The organism is Priestia sp. FSL W8-0001 (assembly GCF_038050335.1).
Classification (GTDB): domain Bacteria; phylum Bacillota; class Bacilli; order Bacillales; family Bacillaceae_H; genus Priestia; species Priestia flexa.
Window position 1 is genome coordinate 665,686 of record NZ_JBBPAL010000001.1, and the last position, 23,606, is coordinate 689,291.

The window sequence follows — 23,606 nt, forward strand, 5'->3', positions numbered from 1 at the left end:
ATTATTTAAAAAAGAAGACAAGGAATCTTTAATTTCCAGATGTTTATGCATGCCTATCTTTGAAATTAATGAAGAGGTCAAACAATTCTTTGCGAAAATGTTAGATATCTTCGGGAAATATCGAAATTGGGCTGCTCACGGTGGGAGAATATATAGTCATAAGGTAAAAGAAGAATTACCTTTTTATTTGCCTTTACATAACGAATTTGGAATTACAAAGAAAGATTACAATAAAGGGCGTGGAAAGAATGACCTTATGGCACTTTTTATTGGGATGTTTTTCTTTATGGAGTCTGATTTTCACGGTTCAATGATTATCTGCGTAGACGTGAACCATGCATTAAAGTATTACAAAAAAGAGAATCCTCGTTATTATGAAGCCACTCTAGAAAAGATGGGGTTTCCTTTAGATTACGATAATTCTCTATTTGAAGGTAAAGTGAGAAGTCTTAACAGAAACCACGGTGAACTTCTTGCACGCATTAGTTTGCAGAATTCTTCTCCTGATCCTGTAACTAAATAAATTATTAGGTTCATCAATACAATCCTGAATTAGATGAGTTAGTTAGGCGTCATTTTAAGCCAACCCATGATTCTTGACGAGTAGATGAGACATATGTGAAAGTGAAAAGAAAGTGGATGTACCTCTACCGTGCCGTTGATTTTAAAGGGAATACAATTGATTTTTATTTAAGTAAAACAAGAGACACAAAGGCTGAAAAGCGCTTTTTTTAGAAAGCTTTGCGGTCTTGTCATGTTTCGAAGTCCCGTATGATTACAGTAGACAAGAATCCAGCCTATACTATGGCGATTGAAGAATTAAAGAATTAAAAAAAGGTACCTGTAGGCATCCAATTAAGGCAAGTCAAATATCTGAATAACACCGTAGAATAGAATCCTCGGTTTATTAAAAAATGAGTTTCGCTCTATGTTAGGATTAAAATCTTTTAGCACAGCTACATATATTATTTCTGGAGTAGAAGCGATGCATACATACCATAAAAAAGAGCAACTTATTTCAAGAGACAAGTCTGCCCAAAATTAAATGGAACTCATCCATGAACTATTTGGAATTGCTACTTAAGATTAGATTCCACTAGGGGACTTTTCGCCTCTTTATATTTTTCTTCAGTATTTGCATCAGAAAAAGAATACGTTAAGTAGAAGGTCCTTTTTAGGAGCTTTTTTATTAAGACACCAACACAAAATATCGTGTTGGTGTCATCTAAACTAGGAATTCAGCTTATTAGGGAAGCTCTGCTAATCGTTGGTTTAATCTATTTAGTTTTTGTGCTAATTTCTTTTTTTGTCATTAGGGTGTGAAACTTTAAAAAACGTTCTAACTAGCTTTTTAGTAGCAAGCCCCATTGCCACAGAATAACAACAAAGGTCTTCAAGTGTATCTTGAACAATAAGCTGTTGTAGACCTGTATCTGCCTGTGCTAAATCCGCCTCTGTTAATTCTTCATCTAGGTCTATATCTTCTTCGTCTACTTCTTGGAAATCATCATCTGTAGTTATATTTACAGTTAATCGTTCATCATCAATGACTTCTTTAATATCGAAATCATTACTACATATAAGGTTAGCTGACAAATACAATGCTCCCGCAAGGGAATCAATCTCGCCAATATTAGTTGTATTTTTAATAGGTCTGCGTTCTTTTTTCTTTTTTTTATCTAAATTTGCGAATCCTGTCGTAACCCTATCTACATAAAGGCTATAAACCACCAACTCTTCAGGAGTTAAATTGTCTGTAGGGTTAAATAAAAGCCAATCTTTTTGGTCTATGTACTTTTGAGCGATGTGCTTATTTATAACTAGTTCGTCCAATACAGACTGATGGATATAAATTGTTTCATATATTTCTTTAATCCAAGCAAATATATCTGCATCTCGAAAACCAATCGCATAATTGATGATATTTGTATCAATAAAAACTTTCCCTAAACGTTTCCCCTCTTTCATTACCCTTTGTCCTCTTCTTCCTCATCATCGGATGGTGCAGCTCTCATTTTGTCCATTGCTTTTGCTTGCAATTCTTTGGCTTTTTCAATAGAAGAATTGGCGAGCTTGGTAGCGCCTTGGATGTGATCTAGCTCACCTTTCGCAATTTCATTTTCGATAGATTCTGCGTACTTTGCAAAGCTTACAAATGGAAGTGGACGGTCAAGAGGGCTTTCTGGAAGGTTAAATCTTCGACGAAATATAATCCATTCATGCTCTTTGTAATTTTGCATTTGTTCAGAAGCGTTAGGTAAATCCAATTCGAAAACGCGACGTGCTACGGCTTCATATGGTGCAGATGACATATCCGCAATCATAATGACAGCTTTTTCAGGTTCTATATCTTTAACTAAGTTGTCCCATAAAGAGCGTACAAGTGGTTCTGGCATCATAAGAGCCGCCGCAAAACGGTCTGCCGCACGTTCTTCATCTATTTCATTATTAATCATGTCTTTGATTTTTAGAACATGCCATAATTCATGCGTAGCTGTAAAATAACGGGTACGTAAGGGCAAATGAGTATTTAATACAACAAAAACCTCACCTGTAGTATAAGTGACGGTTGCTCCTTGATATTTTTCATCATCAACATCCCGATAAATCACATGAGAAAGTTCATGTAGTTTAATTTCTATACTAGAACCTATAAATACATCTGAGCCGAAATGTTCATTTAAAACCTGATATGCGTGAGCTTCGCCTACCTTTTCAGCTCTTTCTCTTTCTGTTAGTCCAGAGTGATAATGTCTTTTTGTCATTTATTTAACCCTCTTTAGAAAAATTAGCTCTTTCAATTCGGAGATAATCTTCAATCGCAAACATCATCTTTCTTATGTCCTCTTTTGCATTCAGTGAATCAGCACTTCCACGTAACTGAAAAGAATATGGTTTTTCCTCCGTTTGTTCAGGAGAGATTAAATCTTGGATTGTCACACCCATTGCCTTCGCCACATCAATCATACGTTCCGGTGTAAATTGACGTTTATTTGTAAGTATATGCCCCATAAGAGATTTACTCACACCAATTTCCTCCGCCAATGATTGGTACGTTCTACCTGACTCTTTTAACCATTTTCTTACTTTATTTATAACCATGATATCTCTGTTCATACTAATACCACTTCCTTTATCTTCTACTAATAAGTTACCTTATACTTTATAGTATACACAAAAAAATAAAAAATGTGTAGACTGTCTACAATTTTTATGTAGACAGTCTACACTGCAATAAAAGACATTAAAAAACAACACAATCATTTTTTATATTCTAGTAATACAGATGGTGTTTTACAGCTCATATTAGGAATGCATGAAAAATATTTTATATCCAAACACCTGTTATATCAAACAGTATGTCTAAACGAGGAGGAACATTATAATCATTTTTAAATAACTAAGTTGGTTTAATGATAATTCAACGCAACTAAAATAACACAATTATTAAAGAGATAATATTAAGAAAAGCTGCATAAACAAGAAATAAAGCCTCACCGAGAACCTTACTGCTACGGGGGTTCTTCTTTGTTTTATAGACTTTTTCTATTTTTAATTCTTGTCTACCCATCATAAGCTCTCCTTACACAGTTCTATTTATTCAATAGTTTATTATATCAAGGGTTCAGAAATCCACCAAAACTATACTCTAATGGAGCCTAACCCATAAAATCACCATCAAAATAAAGCTTATCCATCACATTATTTACAATGCCATTAAAATATCCAAACAGATTATCAATCTTCGCTTCTTGCTTAACCTTCATCACAAGTTCTTTCACAGCTTTTAATCCAACAGTTAACTCTTGCTGTGGAGTGAATGCACGTTCTTCTGTCATATGATTAATAACACGGTTGCATTGCTTCACAACCTTCCACATTTCTGAGATTGTGGAGGACTCATTATAAAAACAGCTTACTAGATCAGTGAATTGTTCTGGTACCCAATGAGGTACAAAATTTGCTTTAGAAAAAGAATTAGCAGTTTTAGAAGTTAAAGCGCACGCTGTATTACGTTTATTATTAATGTTTTGTTTTAAGGAAGGATTAGTTGTTTTAATGGGCGGACACTTCTTTGACTTTTCAATAGGTGCCTTGTCGGACATTTCTTCAATTGGCTCAATAATAATTGCATTGGATGTCTGCAGCATGTCTTTACTGCGTTTCATTGGCACCTGTTTAATCATCTTTAAACCTTCAAGTTTCTTCATTAAACGCTGCACAGTTTTATAAGATACTTCTAGCTTAGCTGCAATGGTATTCTTATTCATGTAGCTCACACCTAACTGCTTACAGCTGTGGCGCTTTAAAAGCTCTAGTAAGGCTAGAAGTCTTGCGCGTACGTCTGTACGCTTAATAGCCTTATTCAGCATATCTTTATACGTTCTAACTGTTTCGTTCATTTCTTCAAGATCTGTAAATGTAGAAAGGTTGTTAAATGATTCTAAACTTGCAATAACTTCAATTCGTTTCTTCATAGGGTCCTGTCTCCTTTTTAGAAACAAAAAGCAACGATTCACCAGTGATAGCAAACCGTTGCTAATGAACCCTGTAATGTATTAAACTACATTTAAGAGTACAGCAAGTGTTTGCCTATCCTCAGTAGGCGGACGGTATAAAAGGTGTTGGCGCACGTTTTATACACGCTGTGCTTTTTTGTTTTTAGTAAGCAGAAAGACTATATGTATATTATTTATGGTGGAGTACCGCCGCCAACCCAGATGCCCGCAACTTGCCCTAAAGCAGTCAGCGTAGCAGTACCGCTGCCAATTGCAGTAGCAAATAGTTGAGAAATGGATCCTACAAGCGAAATTCCTGAAAAGCCGGAGCCATCTAAGCCGGTAATCGCACCGATGGTCATGACGGTCACAGCAGCAATCTGTTCATTTAAAGGAACAACGGAAGAAATGGCTACGCCAAGGTCATTTACAATTCCGTGAGAACCCTTTGGTAAAAAGTCTCCGATAATACTCGTGAATCCCGCGTCACCTAAGTAGAAGAAGGCAGCAATAGGAATGACCGGGCCAAATACTTTAAATCCAAACTGAAATCCTTCAATTAGGTAAGACGTTGTTTTTTCTAACCCTTTGTTTTGGTGTCCGATGATGGAGATAATCATTAAGATAAAAAGCGAAGTGCCTCCAATTAAAGCCGTTGCATCCCCGCCTTGCAAGTTAAACGTAAACATTGCCCACACATTTAAGGCAAATAGTATTGGAATTAAAAGTGCAAGGATTCTTTTCAAAACAAGAGGCATCTGCACCTTTTCGGTATTTTCAGCTGCTTCAATAAGAGGAGAAGCTTGAACTGGAAGTGTACCGTTCTTTAAATCTCTCTTTAAAAAGATAAAAGCCGTAACGGTTGTGACAACGCCCATTGTAATCACTAATGGAACGCTTGCTTGAATAACATCTGAAACGGGTAATCCTGCTGCATCCGCAGTGAGCTTTGGTGCTGCTTGAATGACAAAATCCCCAGAAAGAGCAATCCCGTGACCAAATAGATTCATGGCCATTGCGACACCAAGCGCTGGTAACCCGGCTCTTAATGCAACAGGTAATAAGACGGCGCCTAACAGTGCAATGGCTGGAGAAGGCCAGAAAAAGAAGGAAATGATCATCATGACAAGTCCAATGACCCAATAAGCGAGAGTAGGTGTCTTAATGAAGCGAGCAAAAGGAGAAATCATCATGTCATTGACGCCCGTTGTAATAAGCGCTTTACTCATGGAAACGATAATTGAAATGATTAAAATAGTAGGCAGCAACTCTGTAATAGCATAGATAAAACTGGAAAACACGCCGCTAATCGATCCTGTTAGAGAAGAAGTAGCAGTGAATGAAAGAAGAAAGATACCGATAATACAAATGATCGTAGTATCCCGTCTAATAATCATGAATCCTAAGATAAGTAAAATAAAAGAGATGTATATCCAATGAAGAGAAACGAGGTCCATTCCCATAAAAAATCCCCCTATAGTTCAGTGTATAGTATCATATGAATGGGTGTTTTCATATGACACTGACCTAGTAGAGAGATTGGGGTATTTTAGTGCATAACATGATAGCTTGTGACGTAAGAAGGTCTTAGAAAAATAGCTGGCTGTTTATCTACTCCTTCTGATGTTCCGCGCTTTTTATGAGCTTGGTTATAGGCTTGAGACGCTTGCCAATCCGTAAAGGCTTTTTCTTCTTCCCAGGCAGTTAAAATAATATAGGTATCGTTGCTTAATGGACGCAAAACGCGAATCGCAGCAAAGCCGGGCTCTTTTTCAATTAAGCGGGCACGTTGATTAAATCTACTTTCAAATAAAGGACGTCCTTCATCTGTAACCGCAATGTTGTTCATCACCACATATTTTCCATCTGCAATCGAGCCTACGTAATCTAGCACTTCATAATTGTGACCTTCTTTAAATATTGTTTCACCAGTTGTTTCATGTAAAAGGCAGCCTTGGTCGCCTTCTTTATGAAGTAAATACAATTTTTCTTCGGGGTGTTGTTCTTTTAAGTGCTGTAAAAATTCAACAGTTCCATATGTAATAAAGAAATTCATTTTTGAACACTCCTTCTTAATTGGAAAATGCATACATTTTAAAGAGATTAATCATACTAAAATTATAAAATGTTAAACAAAAAAATACAAAAATAGATGCTCGTCCTTTAAGATGATATTGACAGGCTCATGCTTTCTTCATATGACCGCCGTACTACATACGCTATTATGCAATGAAAAGAAGAGAGGTGGTAGCATGTACAAACGAGCACTTTATATATTCTCTATCGTAGCGGGTATTTTATTATTTGCTCTGATTGGGTATATTATGATTTTGTTTTTTGGGAGCTATGTAATTGATGAGAAAAAATTCGTCATGAATTCGGCTACAAAGTTGGTTGACCAAAACGGTGATGAGATTACGAAGCTATATGTAGAAAATCGCGATCCGGTTTCAATAGAAGAGGTGCCAAAACATGTGCAAAACGCATTTGTTGCAGTTGAAGATGTCCGTTTTTATGAGCACCACGGCATCGATGTAAAAGCAATTGGGCGAGTGCTATATAAAGATATTTTAGCAGGTAGTAAAGTAGAAGGTGGAAGCACACTGACGCAGCAGCTAGCTAAAAATATTTTTTTGACAAATGATAAGTCATGGCTTCGTAAAACAAAAGAAGTAATGGTAGCTATTAACTTAGAGCAGCGCTATAGTAAACAAAAAATTTTAGAAATGTATTTAAACCAAATTTATTTTGGACACGGTGCTTACGGGATTCAAGCTGCATCTCAACTGTACTTTAACAAAGATGTATCAGAGCTTACCGTAGAAGAAGGAGCTCTTCTAGCTGCACTCCCCAAAGGTCCAAATTCGTATTCTCCTATTCTTCATCCAGAAAAGAGTATTGAACGGCGAAATGTGGTTTTAAACTCGATGCAAAAAGCGGATTTTTTAAGTGCAGAAGAGGTGGTACGACTGCAAGGACGTACGCTTAGTTTAGACGTACAGCAAAAAACGAAAAATCCTGCTTATTTAACCTATATTGATATGGTGATTGAAGAAGCAGCGGAAAAACATCATATTTCAAGCGATGATTTATTAAGAGGCGGATATACGGTAACTGTTCCGATGAACAGGGACTATCAGGAAACAGCTTATGAATTGTTTCAACAAGCTGCTTATTTTCCAGGAGTGGATGAACAAGCCCAAGGTGCTTTTGTATTAATGAATCATCGTACGGGCGGCGTTTTATCCGTAATGGGTGGACGAGACTACGTTCAAAAAGGATTAAATCGTGTAAAAGTAAAGCGTCAACCAGGTTCAACGATGAAGCCTTTAGCGGTTTATGGACCTGCTTTGCAGGAAAGCCTTTATAAACCGTATTCTCTCTTAAGTGATAAGAAGCAAAACTTTGGGCAATATAAGCCCCAAAATATTAACGGGCAGTATGCAGGAAAAGTTACAATGTATGACGCAATTAAAGACTCCAAGAATATTCCAGCGGTTTGGACCTTAAACAAGCTAGGAATTTCGACTGCAAAAGCCTATTTAACAAAGCTGGACATAGAAACGGAAGACAAGGGTCTATCAATTGCATTAGGAGGATTAACAGAAGGAGTTACGCCTCTTCAGCTAGCATCTGCCTATAGTACGTTTGCTCAAGACGGTGAAAAGAAAGAACCGTACTTTATTTCAGAAATTAAAGACCAAAACGGTGACGTGATTGCTAAGGCAGAGCAGGGTACTACAAACGTATTTTCAAACCAAAACGCATGGTATATGACGAAAATGCTAGAAGCTGTTGTCAAAGATGGAACAGCATCGGTAGGTAAGTACGAAGGAGCGCTGGCTGGGAAGACGGGATCCACTTCTTATGCTGGGGTGAAAGGAGCAACGCGTGATGCTTGGTTTGTTGGCTATACGCCAAGTGTAGTGGGAGCCGTTTGGATGGGATATGATCGTACGGATAACCAGCATTACCTTACAAAAGGTAGCTCTTATCCAAGTCAATTGTTCAAAGATATTTTGACAGAGGCAAAGCAAGAAACAGGTAAAGTATTTAAAAAACCAAAAGGCGTCAAAGATTTACCTGACCCAATTAGGCTGCCAATTATTAACTCGCTCCAGCAAGAGTTAACATTTCAACCATTTGGACTGCTGACGGTTAATCTAACGTGGGAACCTTCAGAAGATAAGCGCGTTGTCTACTATGTTTATGAAAAGCAAGGTAGTGAACGAAACGTAATTGGAAAAGTGAAAGGTAAAGGCTCATATGAAGTAGAACGCATAAATCTATTTAAATCACCAACGTACTACATCGTTCCCTATAATTCGCAAACGAAAGAAGAAGGAATGCCTTCTAATGAGGTAACACCAACATTATTTAGCGATTAAATTGTTATAGTTAGTCGATTTTTTGACATTTTGAGCAGGTGTCTATACAACGGATACAGAAATGAGTATAGTGACAAGTAGAGAAAAGAGATAAACCGCAGTTTTTATCAAACTGCGGTTAGTATTGAGGACAAGTTAGATTAGGAAAAACAAATAGTACTTGAGACGAACAGATAGAGAAAGGTGGAAGCCATGAGTCAACAACTGATGAATGATACATTTTTAAAAGCATGCCGAGGAGAAAAGACGGATCATGTACCAGTTTGGTATATGCGTCAAGCAGGCCGTTCTCAGCCGGAATACCGTGCTTTAAAAGAAAAGTATTCATTGTTTGAAATTACGCATCAGCCTGAATTAGGAGCTTATGTGACGCGCTTACCAGTTGAGCAGTACGGAGTCGATGCAGCTATTTTATATAAAGATATTATGACACCGCTTCCTGCAATTGGAGTGGATGTTGAGATTAAAACAGGTATTGGTCCTGTGATTTCAAACCCAATTCGTTCAATGCAAGATGTTGAAAACTTAGGGTATATTACGCCTGAAGAAGATGTAGCCTATGTATTAGATACAATCAAGCTTTTAACAACGGAGCAGCTGAACGTTCCTTTAATTGGATTTGCTGGTGCACCTTTTACAGTAGCTAGCTATATGATTGAAGGCGGACCTTCTAAAAACTACAATAAGACAAAAGCATTTATGTATACGGAGCCAAAAGCTTGGTTTGCATTAATGGATAAGTTAGCGGATATGACAATTACATATGTAAAAGCACAAATAGATGCTGGAGCAAGAGCTATTCAAATCTTTGATTCATGGGTTGGCGCGTTAAATGTAGCAGACTATCGCTACTTTATTAAACCAGTAATGAATCGCATTTTTACAGAGCTAAAAGAAAAGAATGTGCCGCTTATCATGTTTGGCGTAGGAGCAAGTCACTTAGCAAAAGAATGGCACGACCTTCCGCTAGATGTAGTAGGTCTCGATTGGCGTATGCAAGTTCAGGAAGCACGAGAGCTTGGCCTAACTAAAACGCTACAAGGTAATTTAGATCCAGCAATTTTACTAGCTCCTTGGGAAGTTATTGAAGAACGTGCAAAAACTATCCTTGATCAAGGAATGCAGCAAGACGGCTATATCTTTAACTTAGGACACGGTGTATTTCCACAGGTTAATCCTGAGACGTTAAAAAGGCTTACTGCTTTTATTCATGAATATTCAATAAATAGACAATAAATTGTCAAAAAAAACGGAGCCTTATTTTTTGTCTTTTTATTTTTGTTCGTGAGAAAATGTAGAAACAGACGAATTCTAACAAAGAGGTGTAAATCATGAGTAAAAAAGTCATGGGGTTACTCGTAATGGCTTACGGTACCCCATATAAAGAAGAAGATATTGAAAGATATTACACGCATATTAGAAGAGGAAGAAAGCCATCTGCTGAAGCGCTTGAAGACTTAAAACAGCGCTATGAAGCAATAGGTGGTATTTCACCTTTAGCGAAAATCACCGAAGAGCAAATGCGATGTCTTGAGCAGCATTTAAATGAAATTCAAGATGAAATTGAGTTTAAGGCTTACCTTGGTCTTAAGCACATTGAACCATTTGTTGAAGAAGCAGTAGAACAAATGCATAAAGATGGGATTAAAGAAGCGGTTAGCATTGTGCTTGCTCCACATTTCTCAACGTTCAGTGTGAAATCTTACAATGGTCGTGCAAAAGAAACGGCTGAAAAGCTAGGTGGCCTGGTTATTCATTCAATTGAAAGCTGGTATAAAGAGCCTAAGTTCATTAATTATTGGGTCGAGAAAGTTAAACAAACGTTTGATTTAATGTCAGACGATGAAAAACAAAAAGCTGTACTTATCGTGTCAGCTCACAGTCTTCCAGAGAAAATCATTGCAGCTGGAGACCCTTACCCGAAGCAACTACAGGAAACGGCAGACCTTATTGCTGAAGGTGCGGGAGTTAGCAATTACGAAGTTGGCTGGCAAAGTGAAGGAAATACGCCAGATCCGTGGATTGGTCCAGACGTACAGGACTTAACACGTGATTTGTATGAGCATAAAGGATACCGTTCTTTCGTATATACACCTGTAGGATTTATTGCGGATCATCTTGAAGTGTTGTACGATAATGATTATGAATGCAAGGTTGTGACGGATGAATTAGGTGCAAACTACTATCGTCCGGAAATGCCAAATGCTAAGCCAGAATTTATTGATGCATTAGCAACAGTGGTGTTAAAGAAATTAAATAACGAATCTGAAAATCAATAAAAATAGAAGAAGCGAGCTATGACCCTAGCCGCTTCTCTTTCTATTGAATTTTAATGAAAAGGCGATGATTACATGACGGAAGCAAACAAAAAGATTGTTATCATCGGTGGTGGAATAACAGGTCTTTCAGCTGCCTATTACTTACAAAAAGTAATTAAAGAGAAAGGCTTGCCGTATGAATTTCAATTAATTGAAGCAACCCATCGATTAGGAGGGAAAATTCAAACCGTAACCCGTGATGGTTTTACAATTGAAAGAGGTCCCGATTCCTTTTTAGCACGTAAATTACCGGGCTCTAAGCTGGTAAAAGAAGTAGGATTAGGGGATGATCTTGTTCATAACTCAACCGGCCAGTCTTACGTATTGGTGAAAGAAAACCTTCATCCAATGCCAGAAGGTGCCGTGATGGGCGTGCCAACAAAGATTTCTCCTTTTGTGACAACGGGTCTATTTTCTCCGATTGGTAAACTGCGCGCCGCTGCCGATTTTGTTATTCCCAAAACAAAGCAAGAAGGTGACCAATCACTGGGCATGTTTTTTAGAAGACGCTTAGGCGATGAGGTTGTTGAAAACTTAATTGAGCCTTTGCTTTCCGGCATCTATGCAGGAGACATTGACCGTTTAAGCTTAAAATCAACGTTTCCACAGTTTTTACATGCAGAGCAGCGACATCGAAGTTTAATTGTCGGTATGAAGAAGTTTAAAGAACTTCAGCCTAAGCAAGCGGAGGATGCTAATGCAAAAAAGCAAGGTGCTTTTTTAACGTTGAAAAAGGGCCTGCAGTCGCTTGTTGATGCAATTGAAGAGCAGCTTAATCCGTTGGCGGTCGTCAAAGGAGTTAAAGTTGAAAAAGTAAACCGTATGGGTGAACGATATGATTTAACATTGAGCAATGGAAAAGAGATTACTGCCGATGCAGTCATTATCACTTCTCCTCATTTCGCTGCTCAATCGATGTTGTCGCACTATCCAATATTTGAACCACTTCGTGAGATGCCGTCTACTTCTGTTGCTACAGTAGCGATGGCTTTTCCGAAAGAAGCAGTGAAAGAAGATATTAACGGTACCGGATTTGTTGTATCTCGCAACAGCGATTATACAATTACGGCTTGTACGTGGACTCATAAAAAGTGGCCTCATTCCACTCCAGACGGTAAAGTACTACTACGCTGCTATGTGGGAAGAGCAGGAGATGAGGCAATTGTCGATCAGTCCGACGAAGAAATTGTTCAAGTGGTATTAGAGGATTTAAATCGCATTATGCAGATTACGGAAAAACCAGAATTCTATGTGGTGACGCGATGGAAAAAAGCAATGCCTCAATACACGGTTGGACATCAAGAGCGTTTAGAAGAAATCAATCAAGCCATTGAAGAACAGCTGAAAGGTTTATATCTAGCGGGAAGCTCTTATGAAGGACTTGGGTTACCAGACTGCATCGAACAAGGTGAGAATGCAGCGAAGCAAGTCTTGAAATATTTTCAAGCAGAAAAAGCGGAGCAGAAGTAAACCTGCTTCGCTTTTTCTGTAAAAATTCTCATGGAGTTGCGTCGGCTGACAGGTTTATGCTATAGTTACAACGTACGAATTGACCGTAATGTTCATTTGGTCAAAAAAGAGGGGTGTATCAATTGGCAATTGATCGAAAGCAATCGGTGCTAGACGCAGCGTCAAAATCGTTTTCACTGTTTGGCTATAAGGCAACGACAATGGACCAAGTCGCTAAAATGGCGAATGTTGGAAAAGGAACTATCTATACGTTTTTTAAAAACAAAGAAGAGCTTTTTGATGAAATTGTGTCTAGAATGATTCGAGATATGCTGCAACAAGCAGAGTCAGCAATCTCTTCTGAGCGCACGTTTTTTGAAAATGCTCAAGCTGCTATTTATCGCATGCTCCAATTTCGAACAGAGCATCAGCTTATGCTCAAGCTCGTTCAGGAACAGGAAATGGGTACGTCAGCTGTAAAAGACGTGTTGGTACAGGTTGAAAACGAAATTTTGACGTATATAAAAAATAGAATTGAAGCAGCCATTGCAAAAGGTGAAATTCAAAACTGTGACCCAGAAGTGACGGCGTTTTTACTCGTGAAAATGTACATTGCGTTAGTTTATGATTGGGAAAAACAGCATAAGCCGCTATCTGAGCAGCAAATTGGTGAACTAATTGAACTGTACTTTTTGAGAGGGTTATTTACTAAATAAACAAAAGCCGGACTTCATTGAAGTCCGGCTTTTTCGTTAATCATTTGTTTGGTTATGTTCTTCTTGTTGCTTTTCTTTCTCACCTAGCTCTTGTTCACCTTTCTTCTTTAAGTCGAAGTAAGCGCGTAGAGCCGCTTGACCTAACTGTCTATTTAACGCATGTCCAGGGCCTTTTACGTAAGAAGATGGTACAACAACCGCCATTGCAACCTCTGGATTATCGTAAGGTGCGTAGGCAATTAAGTTAGAGTTACGAACGGCTACCCCTTGGTTGTAAGTCTCAGCTGTTCCTGTTTTGCCGGCAGGCTTATAGGGCTCTGAACTAAACTCATTTTTTGCAGTTCCGTTTGTCATTACGCGGCGGAATCCAGCTTTCACAGCATTGATTTCTTCTTGGCTCATTGTAATGCGGTTTAATACTTCCGGTTCAACGGATTTTTGTACACTGCCTTTCAGCTCCGTATCAAGCTCAGGCTCACGAATTTCCTTCACAAGCTGAGGCTTTAAACGATACCCGTTGTTAGCGATAGTAGCTGTATACTGAACGAGCTGTAGAGGCGTATACGTGTCATACTGACCAATTGCCAAATCGAGCGCTTTACCAGGTAAAGAATAGTCACTTCCAATCATCCCTGTAGTTTCGTTGTCTAGCTCAATACCTGTTGAGACGCCTAGACCAAACTGGCTGTAGTATGAACGAAGCTGATCCCACGTTTTTCGAGGAATATTAAGAGCACCATGCGGTACATAGTTTTCTCCAGCCATGCTTAAAACGGTTTTATACATGTATACGTTAGAAGACTGTTCTAACGCGCGACCGATGCCAGCAGATCCAATTGGGTGAGAAGACTGTTTCTTGCCACCGCCTTTAAAGTACATCGGTGAGTCATAAAATACAGTGCCTAAGTTAATAGCTCCTGAATCCAACCCTGCTAAAATGGTTGCACCTTTAACGGTTGACCCCATTTCATAAGAGGTAGTAATATTACCGAGCGCAAAGTCTTTTACTTCTAATTTGCTACTTTTGTCATTGTAAACAAGCTGCTTCCCGCCCATAGCTAAAATTTCACCAGTATGTGGATCCATCATAATAATAAATGCACGATCTAATTTGCTAGTTCCAGGTTTGGCTGCTTTTGCTTTTAGCAATCCGTTAGTCAGAATTTCTTCAATTTGTTTTTGAAGCTCCATATCAATGGTTAAGACTAAGTCGCTACCACGTTGACCTTCCGATACAATTTTTTCTTCTAAAATGTTTCCAGAGCGGTCAGTTACGTGCTGAATGCGGGCTTTTTGTCCACGCAGTACGTTTTCATACTGCTTTTCTAAGTAACTTTTTCCGACGCGATCATTTCGGCTATAGCCGTGTGATAAGTAGTATTGTAAATTCTCACGCGGCAGTCCTTCATCAGCGGACGTAATGTTACCGAGTAGCGTACTTAAGAGACTGTCATATGTATACATACGGTCCCAATAGGTTGTCACATCAACGCCAGGTAAAGTAGAGAGCTGTTCGCTAATAACGGCCATTTCTTGGTCGTTTAATCCACTTTTTATAATTTGAGGCGTTAACTCATAGCCAGTTTCCATTTTACTTTTAATCGCGATGACTTCTAAATCATCTTTTAAGGTATTGAGTTCTTTCTTAGTGATGCGCTTTAGCTGTAGAGGATAAAGGTCTTCTTCTTTCAATTTTCCTTGTTCTACTTTCTTCAAGTCGCTATCCGTAATCTTTTTCTTTGCTTCTTCTGGATTTGTTGCAATCCAATAGTCTTTCAAGTCACGCTCAGTGAGCTTAACGATATTTTTATCATCGCTTTTTTGATCCTCATCGCCAAACACATTTGTTGTGACAGGAAGATCAATTATTTTAGCTAATGATTTTGCAATCTTTAGCTTTTCTTTTTGTTTTACGCCTTTTAAGCGGGTGTAAGTAACCGCGTTTAAAGGTTTATTGTCCACGATAACACGATCGTATCGATCGAGCATTTTTCCTCTTGGTACAGGCGTATTAACCGTGACGTCCTCGGTTTTTTCGACTTCGCGTTTATAGCTTTCACCATGAACGATTTGGACGATTCCAAGGCGCAAAATGAGAACAGAAAATAGGATAAATACAATAAAGAATAATATATTGACGCGTAAAGAGACATGATTTCTTTTTCTTTTCTTTTGTTTCATATAAACACCTTCACTTATTGAAAATAGAGCTATCAATCTACTATCTTACATCTTAACATAATTATGTCTAAATTTGTTATTAGGTGGAATAGTTCTAAGAAATTAATCGCATCCAATTTTTCGCATTATCACAATCTGGGAAAAAAGGTTTGGGTTATTAGTCGTTTGAAATAGAGTTGGAGAGTGAAGAGGGCACGCAATCAGTAGTGATTTTCACTTAGGATTGTTCGATTTCCACGGGGCTAGTGTTGAACTTCCTCGTCACTGCGCTCTTGCGGAATTTCAATCTGTCTCGCTAATCCCGTAGGAGTCTCACAACCTTCGTTCCAATCACAGGCTTCTTGAGTAGGAAGAAACCCTTTTACTTGTTGGGTTTGGAGTAGAGAAGGAACGCGCAACGAGTCTTGATTTTTCTTCAAATTGCTTGTTTTCCATTGATAGAAGAGTTAGAGAATATGGCCAACAGTTCTTGTGACTTGAACAGGTTATCAATATTTTCCACTCTTTTGTTCAATATTGTCTCCTATTCAAATTACCTATAATCGTTACAATGGAATTAGGGTCCTGACAATCAAGGGGGTATATAAAATGAAAATGAAAAGGCTTACATTGTTATCTGGGGTATTAGCTTCATCATTGTTATTTGCAACTGCATGCTCGAATTCTGGTTCAGAGTCAACAACAAAATCAAGCGGTGGTTCAGGGGACGAAGTTGTAATTGATATGTTCCAGTTTAAAGTGGAAATTGCTGAACAGTTAAAAGAAGTAACGGATGCATATACAAAAGAAAACCCAAACGTTACGTTTAATATTCAGACAGTTGGCGGAGGCGCAGATTATGGTGCAGCTTTAAAAGCGCAGTTTGCTTCTGGTAACGAGCCAGACTTGTTTAATAACGGCGGGTTCCAAGAAGCACAAACATGGCTAGAAAAGCTAGAAGACCTTTCTGATCAACCTTGGGTTGATGATTTGTATGACGTTGCAAAAGAACCAATGACAGTTGATGGAAAGATTTATGGTCAGCCTTTAAACCTTGAAGGATATGGTTTTATTTACAATAAAGATTTATTCAAAAAAGCTGGTATAAAAGAGTTGCCAACTACATTACCAGAGTTAGAAGCAGCGTCTAAGCAGCTAAAAGCAAAAGGAATTACGCCATTTTCAAATGGATACGGTGAGTGGTGGGTATTAGGAAATCACCTGTTTAATATTCCGGTAGCTCAGCAGGATGATCCTGATGCTTTCATTAAAGGGTTAAATGAGGGTACTGCAAAGTTTGAAGGTAACGAAACGTTTAAGCAATTTATGGATTTATTTGACTTAACGCTAAAATATGGAAATGATAATCCGTTAACAACGGATTATAATACGCAAGTAACGCAGTTTGCTGCGGGCGAAACAGCGATGATGCAGCAAGGAAACTGGACTGTAAACATGATTACAAAAATCAATCCAGATATGGAAATGGGCTTTATCCCAATGCCAATTAGCGACGATAAAGAGAAAAATGATAAGTTAGCAGTTGGTGTACCAAATAACTGGGTAGTTAATAAGAACGCTCCAGAAGCTGATAAAGAAGAAGCAAAAAAATTCTTAAACTGGCTGGTAACATCTGAAACAGGCCAAAAATTCTTAGTAGAAGAATTTAAGTTTATCCCAGCATTTAAGAGCATTGATGGAAAAGGAATCGATTCTTTATCAGACGATATCTTAAAATACTCTGATGAAGGCAAAACATTATCATGGAACTGGTTTAAGTATCCAGACGGCGCTGTACAAGAAATTGGAGCAGCAATGCAGTCTTATGCAGGAGATCAAATTTCAGAAGATGAGTTCTTGAAAAAGTTAGATGGAATTTGGGCGAAAATGAAAAAATAAATGTAAAATGGAAGCCTTCTGTATGGTATAGGATAGACATATAGAAGGCTTCTTTGTGATGAAGCTGTAAAAAAAAAGTAGATTGAAAGCGCTTTTATTGTATAATGATAGCAATGCAATATAATTTATCGAATAGTAAGAAGAAGGAGGGGTGTGATGAAGGGGTGGAGCATTCGCAAAAAGCTTATTTTGTTTTTACTCATTGCGACTGTTGTACCGTTTATTATCTCAAACGTGTTCACCTATCAATATACAAAAGAAACTGTGAAAAACCGCTTTATTTCGACGAATTACCAAGTAGTCAAAAGCGGTAGTGAGGATCTGAGCACATACTTGCAGGAAATTTCTGATATTACACCGCGTTTATACGGCTATTATCCATTTATTAAAGTATTACAAGAAGGTGTAAATAATGATTTAGGGGCAAGTCAATTAGAAGTGCGAAGAACGCTATCTTATTTATTTAATACGCGACCAGAAATTAGGCAGCTTCATTTATATATTGAAAATGGACAAGATTCTTATACGGTATACAATTCTAAAATTAGCAGTCGGAAAAAGTATGAAGATATTTATTCACATTCTTATTATGCCAGGTTAAAAGAAAAACAGCAGTTTCTATCAATTGAACCTACTCATAAAGTATACAGCTACAACAATTTATCGACCATTTTAGACTCTGATCCGAAGCAAGTCATTAGCTTTCATCACATGATCAATGAAGTACCTTCTAACAACTTGTTAGGCTTTCTGTCAATAGACATTGACTTGTCTAAAATTAAATCTACTTCGGATAGCTTATACAATAAAGAAGAAGAAGACTTTTATTTAATTAATGATGATGGGATGATCATGTATTCATCAAATCAAAAAGCAATTGGAACAACACAAAAATATAAGTGGATTCACCAATTGAAAAACAAGGAATCTCATAGCGTAGAATGGGAAGATTCAAAGTTTTCTGGAGTACTCGTTTATGACAAACTAGCAGCTCCATTTGATGGATGGCATATCGTAAAGCGAATTCCTTATAGTGTTTTATATGAAGATGCAAGGAGAACCGCTCTAATAAATGTTTTAATTGGATTACCGTTTTTATTAATGATTATTATTGCTACATTGATTGTATCAGTACGATTTACAGAGCCGATTCGAATTTTAATTCAAAATATGAAAGAAGTTGAGAAAGGCTCCTTTGTGGTTCGGTTTAAAACATTAGGAAACGATGAATTTGGTATGTTAGGTCAGCATTTTAAATCCATGGTCGAAACGATTAATGATTTAATTAAGCGAAAGTACCGCTTGGAAATTGAAAATAAATCAACGCAGCTCAAAGTGTTACAGTCCCAAGTGAATCCTCACTTTTTATACAATGCATTTCAATCGATTGGCACGCTTGCATTGAAACATAAAGCGGTCGAAGTCTATAAGCTATTAACACTTCTTTCAAATATGATGAGGTACAGTATGAATATGAAAGAAGATATTGTAACTCTTACTGAGGAAGTGAATCATGCTGAAGCATTTTTAGCCTTGCAAAAACAACGCTTTGGCTCTAAGTTTTCGTATGAATTTCAGATTGACGAAAGGTTAAAGAGGACATTGGTTCCAAAGATGATTTTACAGCCGCTTGTAGAGAATTCTTTTAAGCACGGATTTGAAACAAGAGTAGGAGATGGAAAGCTAACGATTTCAGCGTCTTTAATAAAAGAAAGCTTTATTCAAATTTGCGTAAGAGACAATGGAAAAGGAATGAATGAGAAAGCATTAGCATCCTTACATGAAAGCTTAGCGATGTCTAATCAGCATACAGGAGAGCATATAGGCTTGCAAAATATTGCAGACCGCTTATTGATCTACTATGAAAACGCAGCAAAAATGGAAGTTGAGAGTAAAGAAAATGAATATTTTACAGTAACAATGATTTTACCACTTGAGCTAAACAAAGGAGATGATCATAATGAAAGTCCTGATTGTTGATGATGAAGAACACGTTCGTGAAGGAATTAAGCTCTTAGGCGACTGGGACACGCATCACATTGAAAGCATTATTGAAGCTGAAAACGGTGAGCAAGCGATTGCGCTTATAAGAGAACAAAAACCACAAATCGTTTTTACAGACATGAAGATGCCGAATATGGGTGGGATTGCCCTGTTGGAATGGATGAAAGAACATACTCCTCATACGAAAACCATTGTTGTAACGGGTTATGATGATTACCATTACATGAGGAAAGCCATTCACTTTGGGTCAACCGACTACATTTTAAAGCCTGTCGACCCTTCAATCTTAAATGACACGTTAACTAGAGCAGTTAATGAATGGCATAAAGAAGAGAACGAGCGCAAACAGCATAATAACAGCTATCAGTTAATTAATGAGATGAAGCCTATGTACCGAGACCGTAAGCTGACACAAATTATTAATAACTATGTGCTGCAGGATGCGGTGTATGAAGAGCTTGGCTTTCACTCAAACAGTGAGTATGAAGTAGCTATTATTCGAGTTGACGAAGCGACAATCCAAGCATTTGGTGGAGATCGTGACTTAGCTTATTTTTCAATTTTAAACGTGGCTAATGAGCTTTTAGTTGAAAAGGAGAATGGGGTCGCTTTTCGTTATTTATCGCAAAAGGGCGAAATCGTAATGATTTTCTGGGACCATTTCTCTGAAATCAAGCAGCTTTTGAACAAGCTACACAAAGAGATTTTCTTAGCATTCAACGTATGTTGTCCACTTGCTAAGGGGCGTCATGTTGAATCCGTTTCAGTATTGCTAGAATCCTATCAAACAGCAAAAGATGCTTTGTTAGCGAGCAACGTGCTAGCTGACAGTTGCGTTGAGTTCTATGAGAGTGCGGGTAGTTTAAAGAGAGGTAGTGTATTGTTAAATTTGATGGACTACAATACAAAGATTGTAGAAGGAATGCAAATAGGCAAAATAGATGCATTTACAACGATTTTTGATGAAGTGAAGAATGCTGTGAAGCAGGCCAATTATTTATCTTTAAAGGAGTTGTTGCATATTGAAAAAGAGTATCAGCTTCTTAGTGAACACTGGTTAAAAAAATACGAGATTTCATACAATGCGCAAAGTCACTATGAGAAGGCGCTGGCCGCTTTTTTTGATGTGAAAGGCAGATTTGACTTCGATAGATATATGAATCGAAAGCAAAGAGAGATTGTACGCTTTTTAAATATTGTGAAGCGAGATAAGCAAAAAAACAACCGCGATATTATTTATGAAATTGAGCAGTTTTTACAGATGAATTATGATCGAGACGTGAAGCTTCAGGAAATTGCAGAACGCTTCTATTTAAGCAGAGAGTACATTTCAAGAAAGTTCAAACAAGAATTTCAGGAAAACATTTCTGACTATATTGTAAAAGTTCGAATGAGCAAAGCAAAGTCCTTATTAAAAAATGAGCAGCTGAAAATCTATGAAGTAGCAAATATGATTGGGTATCAAGATGATAAATACTTTCGTAAAGTGTTTAAAAAATTAGAAGGATTAACTCCAAATGAATACCGCCAACTATCCGTTTAAAAAAAGAGGCTGGGACATAAGTAATTCAGCTAATGATAAACCTGAACGATTGAGAGTTTCTCACTTTTAATCGTTCAGGTTTTTTGTTGATTGTGAAAACAATGTTGGAAACAGGGTGGAATGGAGCGTAGGACACTCGACTCCTGCGGGAAAGAGAGGGAAAACTGAGATCCCGCAGCGCAGCGAGGAAGCTCAGGTTCCTCCCCGCGGAAAGCGAGTGGCCGTAGCGCAATGGAACGAACGTGTTCAGACAAACCAAAAAGATTGGAACAGCTATTGTTCGTCTTTTAGAAGCAATCATTTTGTTATGTCCCAAACTCCTTTTTTTAGTATGACGTCTGTCGTCAGACTTCTATTTACATAAATACACCGACAAGAATAGCCGTAATGAAGCTTGCTAATGTTCCACCAATGATTGCGCGCAAGCTGAGTTTCGAAACTTCTTTTCGTCTAGAAGGGGCTAAAGAACCTAAGCCGATAATAAGCTGTCCAATTGATGAAAAGTTCGCAAAGTTACATAAAGTAATTGAAAGAACTGCTACGGTCTTTGGCGATAGCTCATCCATCACTTCAGTTAAGCTTAAATACGCAACAAATTCGTTAGCGGCAAGCTTCGTTCCGATAATAGAAGCAGCTTGTAAAGCATCTGAGAAAGGAATACCAATAATAATAGCAAAAGGATAAAATAAATAGCTGAAAATGGTTGCTAAATCTATGTTTACAAGGCCTAGTGCCCCGTCAACCAACGCAAGAATACTAATGAAAGCAATTAAAAGACCACCGATATTTAAAGCTAGCATTACACCGCTTGCTGTTCCGTCTGCCATCGCTTCAAACACATTTGCATGATTGCTTTTTTCCATTGCTACATTTTCTTTTGTTTGAGACTCTTCTGTTTCTGGTAACATAACTTTTGCAATAATAATTGAAACAAGAGGTACGCTAAAGACAGCGATGAGCAAATATTTCATATCAATTCCCATTAAAGAGTACCCAACAAGAATTGCACCACTGGCAGAAGCTGTTCCTCCTACCATAACAGCAAAAAGCTCAGATCTTGTAAGCCTGTCAAGGTAAGGTTTTACGAGTAAAGGAGCTTCAGCAAGCCCTAAAAATGAGTTTCCAACCGCATTAAACGTTTCAACTTGCGTAGTGCCAAGAGCTTTTCCTAAGATAATTCCGACGATGCGGACAAAAAAAGGAATGATTCGTAAATAGTAAAGTGCAGACACTAAAGCTGAAATGAAGATAATAACGGTTAGTACGTTAATGGCAAAAACAGAAGTAATATTGGTGTTTTCAAAAAAACCACCGAACACAAACTGAACACCTTCATTGCTATAATTAATAACTTTTTGAATACCTAATGCCGTTTTTTCAAGAAAAGTTTGACCTAGAGGTACTTTAAGAACAAAAAGTACAAATAAAATTTCGAGTGAAAGACCTACGAGAACCGTACGCCAAGGAAAAATTTTTCGATTTGTACTTAAAAGCCAGCTGACAAACAAAATTGCTACAAGTGATAGTAGACCGATAAGATAAGACATGATGGAATCCTCCTATAAAAAAACTGCTTCCTCCCAGCTATAGGAGAAAGCAGCAGTAAGTCTTACCTCATACGTACCGCTTTCCCTTATAGTCTAACAATTTACGGTTGTTAGGTAGAAACTTGCGATCCATATTATCGCGATTATACAAAGGAAGCGTATAAAAATGTGTTTTCATTCTATCAATATGACTATTGTATGACAACATTAAATTAATGTATTTTAAGAAGTTTATATATTATAAATATTCTTTTTTCATAGAAAAGCGATAACATATATGTTATCCATCTAGTTAAAAGGCAGGGGCTAAAGCATCAAATTTCCTGTTTTTAGATAAAAAATGGAGAGAGAATAAAAAATCGCTCTCCTTTTTTGGATTAGCCTAATATTATGGCATTTATTACAAAAAAACTATGAATTTATGCGGGTGTTAATGATATTATGAAGTAGTTGAAATTTAACCTAGGGGATGAAGTAACTGGATGAAACTATCTCAGTTAGAAAAGGAGATTCGTGCTTTACAAGATATTATCTATCGCTTGGCAAAGGAAACGAATGAGTACTCTTATGGCACGATTCTAAAAGTTAGCCAGGAGTTAGATAAAAAAATTTTTTTGTATCAAAAATTGAAGAATTCCTGTGATTAAATGAATAGTTTTCTTTCTCTGTAAGCAAAATGAGTATGCGCGGCTCAACTAAAATTGCTTAAATACGTTAGAAAAAGGCCTTTATTTGTTTGATAATTGAAAAGAGTAGCATAAATACTGAAGGTTACGTCAAAAAGACTCTGTTATAAAACAGAGCCTTTTTGACGTAACCGCTTACTATTTCATAACATCTACACAGTTATCGCATTTATTTCCATAGCATTCATGCTGCTCTTCAATCTCTTGACCGCATTCTAAGCACTTTTTAGTTGGTAATTTTTTGAAAAAATCAGACATTTTTTCTAACATCTCCATCGCCTCCGTTTGTTTGTTATTAACATTGTATTATAACAGTTTTATTTTGGCAACTGTGTTTTAGAACAAAAATAGCCCTTTTTTATAAAAAAATGTAATTTGTTATATAACAGTTAGTTAT

The 23,606-nt window shown here is 37.5% G+C and carries 20 protein-coding genes, 1 pseudogene and 1 riboswitch; of the genes and pseudogenes, 11 read left to right on the plus strand and 10 right to left on the minus strand.

Annotation, left to right across the window (positions count from 1 at the left end):
- Positions 1-49 precede the first annotated feature (49 nt).
- Positions 50-523, plus strand: a complete 474-nt coding sequence (locus MKZ18_RS03625) for a hypothetical protein (RefSeq protein ID WP_061786647.1) — start codon at positions 50-52, stop codon at positions 521-523.
- Positions 524-531: 8 nt separating this feature from the next.
- A pseudogene (locus MKZ18_RS03630) lies at positions 532-1,045 on the plus strand (IS6 family transposase); the annotation flags it as partial.
- A 248-nt stretch (positions 1,046-1,293) separates the two neighbouring features.
- On the opposite strand, the gene MKZ18_RS03635 reads toward MKZ18_RS03630, so the two are convergent.
- From MKZ18_RS03635 to MKZ18_RS03660, 6 genes are all read right to left on the minus strand, one after another.
- Positions 1,294-1,968 (minus strand): hypothetical protein, encoded by a 675-nt coding sequence (locus MKZ18_RS03635; RefSeq protein ID WP_341344496.1) that lies wholly within the window; start codon positions 1,966-1,968, stop codon positions 1,294-1,296.
- Positions 1,968-2,765 carry an ImmA/IrrE family metallo-endopeptidase gene (locus MKZ18_RS03640; protein ID WP_061786645.1) on the minus strand — a complete coding sequence of 266 codons (798 nt, stop codon included), beginning with the start codon at positions 2,763-2,765 and terminating at the stop codon, positions 1,968-1,970. The genes MKZ18_RS03635 and MKZ18_RS03640 overlap by 1 nt, the downstream gene beginning before the upstream one ends.
- A 4-nt stretch (positions 2,766-2,769) precedes the next feature.
- Positions 2,770-3,117 (minus strand): helix-turn-helix transcriptional regulator, encoded by a 348-nt coding sequence (locus MKZ18_RS03645; protein ID WP_061786644.1) that lies wholly within the window; start codon positions 3,115-3,117, stop codon positions 2,770-2,772.
- Positions 3,118-3,659: 542 nt separating this feature from the next.
- Positions 3,660-4,478, minus strand: a complete 819-nt coding sequence (locus MKZ18_RS03650; protein WP_061786643.1) for a hypothetical protein — start codon at positions 4,476-4,478, stop codon at positions 3,660-3,662.
- A 215-nt stretch (positions 4,479-4,693) separates the two neighbouring features.
- Entirely contained in the window at positions 4,694-5,962 is a 1,269-nt protein-coding gene (locus tag MKZ18_RS03655; RefSeq protein WP_144594201.1) for a hypothetical protein, read from the minus strand.
- Positions 5,963-6,048: 86 nt separating this feature from the next.
- Positions 6,049-6,555 (minus strand): antibiotic biosynthesis monooxygenase family protein, encoded by a 507-nt coding sequence (locus MKZ18_RS03660; protein WP_061786120.1) that lies wholly within the window; start codon positions 6,553-6,555, stop codon positions 6,049-6,051.
- A gap of 196 nt (positions 6,556-6,751) precedes the next feature.
- Here MKZ18_RS03660 and MKZ18_RS03665 point away from each other — a divergent pair, with 196 nt between their 5' ends.
- The 5 genes from MKZ18_RS03665 to MKZ18_RS03685 all read left to right on the plus strand — a co-directional run bounded on the left by MKZ18_RS03665 (position 6,752) and on the right by MKZ18_RS03685 (position 13,370).
- The gene (locus MKZ18_RS03665; RefSeq protein WP_341344497.1) at positions 6,752-8,887 is read left to right on the plus strand and encodes a transglycosylase domain-containing protein; all 2,136 of its coding nucleotides are present in this window, start codon (positions 6,752-6,754) and stop codon (positions 8,885-8,887) included.
- 192 nt (positions 8,888-9,079) lie between these two features.
- Positions 9,080-10,123, plus strand: coding sequence for a uroporphyrinogen decarboxylase (gene hemE, locus MKZ18_RS03670; protein ID WP_025907624.1), 1,044 nt, complete (start codon positions 9,080-9,082; stop codon positions 10,121-10,123).
- Between the two features lie 95 nt (positions 10,124-10,218).
- A complete protein-coding gene (hemH, locus tag MKZ18_RS03675; protein ID WP_025907625.1) occupies positions 10,219-11,166 on the plus strand; it encodes a ferrochelatase in 948 nt (315 codons plus the stop codon).
- Between the two features lie 72 nt (positions 11,167-11,238).
- Positions 11,239-12,675 (plus strand): protoporphyrinogen oxidase, encoded by a 1,437-nt coding sequence (gene hemY / locus MKZ18_RS03680; RefSeq protein WP_061786119.1) that lies wholly within the window; start codon positions 11,239-11,241, stop codon positions 12,673-12,675.
- A 122-nt stretch (positions 12,676-12,797) separates the two neighbouring features.
- Positions 12,798-13,370: a TetR/AcrR family transcriptional regulator gene (locus tag MKZ18_RS03685; RefSeq protein ID WP_025907629.1), complete on the plus strand. Its 573-nt coding sequence runs from the start codon at positions 12,798-12,800 to the stop codon at positions 13,368-13,370.
- Positions 13,371-13,406: 36 nt separating this feature from the next.
- Here MKZ18_RS03685 and MKZ18_RS03690 read toward each other — a convergent pair whose 3' ends face one another.
- A complete protein-coding gene (locus MKZ18_RS03690; RefSeq protein WP_144594203.1) occupies positions 13,407-15,551 on the minus strand; it encodes a peptidoglycan D,D-transpeptidase FtsI family protein in 2,145 nt (714 codons plus the stop codon).
- A 242-nt stretch (positions 15,552-15,793) separates the two neighbouring features.
- On the minus strand, positions 15,794-15,970 hold the full coding sequence (locus MKZ18_RS03695; protein ID WP_186317482.1) for a hypothetical protein: 177 nt from the start codon (positions 15,968-15,970) through the stop codon (positions 15,794-15,796).
- Between the two features lie 169 nt (positions 15,971-16,139).
- On the opposite strand from MKZ18_RS03695, the gene MKZ18_RS03700 reads away from it, so the two are divergent.
- The 3 genes from MKZ18_RS03700 (at position 16,140) to MKZ18_RS03710 (ending at position 20,976) form a co-directional block, all read left to right on the plus strand.
- Positions 16,140-17,429 carry an ABC transporter substrate-binding protein gene (locus MKZ18_RS03700; RefSeq protein WP_078990221.1) on the plus strand — a complete coding sequence of 430 codons (1,290 nt, stop codon included), beginning with the start codon at positions 16,140-16,142 and terminating at the stop codon, positions 17,427-17,429.
- A 156-nt stretch (positions 17,430-17,585) separates the two neighbouring features.
- Positions 17,586-19,409: a sensor histidine kinase gene (locus tag MKZ18_RS03705; RefSeq protein WP_076513301.1), complete on the plus strand. Its 1,824-nt coding sequence runs from the start codon at positions 17,586-17,588 to the stop codon at positions 19,407-19,409.
- Positions 19,390-20,976 carry a response regulator gene (locus MKZ18_RS03710; protein WP_025907637.1) on the plus strand — a complete coding sequence of 529 codons (1,587 nt, stop codon included), beginning with the start codon at positions 19,390-19,392 and terminating at the stop codon, positions 20,974-20,976. Before MKZ18_RS03705 ends, MKZ18_RS03710 begins: the two co-directional genes overlap by 20 nt.
- A gap of 356 nt (positions 20,977-21,332) precedes the next feature.
- Here the strand turns inward: MKZ18_RS03710 and MKZ18_RS03715 are convergent, their stop codons facing one another.
- The gene (locus MKZ18_RS03715; protein ID WP_061786405.1) at positions 21,333-22,523 is read right to left on the minus strand and encodes a NupC/NupG family nucleoside CNT transporter; all 1,191 of its coding nucleotides are present in this window, start codon (positions 22,521-22,523) and stop codon (positions 21,333-21,335) included.
- A 69-nt stretch (positions 22,524-22,592) separates the two neighbouring features.
- Positions 22,593-22,694, minus strand: a riboswitch (purine riboswitch).
- A gap of 311 nt (positions 22,695-23,005) precedes the next feature.
- On the opposite strand from MKZ18_RS03715, the gene MKZ18_RS03720 reads away from it, so the two are divergent.
- Positions 23,006-23,170 carry a Spo0E family sporulation regulatory protein-aspartic acid phosphatase gene (locus tag MKZ18_RS03720; protein ID WP_076513299.1) on the plus strand — a complete coding sequence of 55 codons (165 nt, stop codon included), beginning with the start codon at positions 23,006-23,008 and terminating at the stop codon, positions 23,168-23,170.
- A 177-nt stretch (positions 23,171-23,347) separates the two neighbouring features.
- Here MKZ18_RS03720 and yhfH read toward each other — a convergent pair whose 3' ends face one another.
- Positions 23,348-23,479, minus strand: coding sequence for a protein YhfH (gene yhfH, locus MKZ18_RS03725; RefSeq protein WP_064484053.1), 132 nt, complete (start codon positions 23,477-23,479; stop codon positions 23,348-23,350).
- Positions 23,480-23,606: the final 127 nt, after the last annotated feature.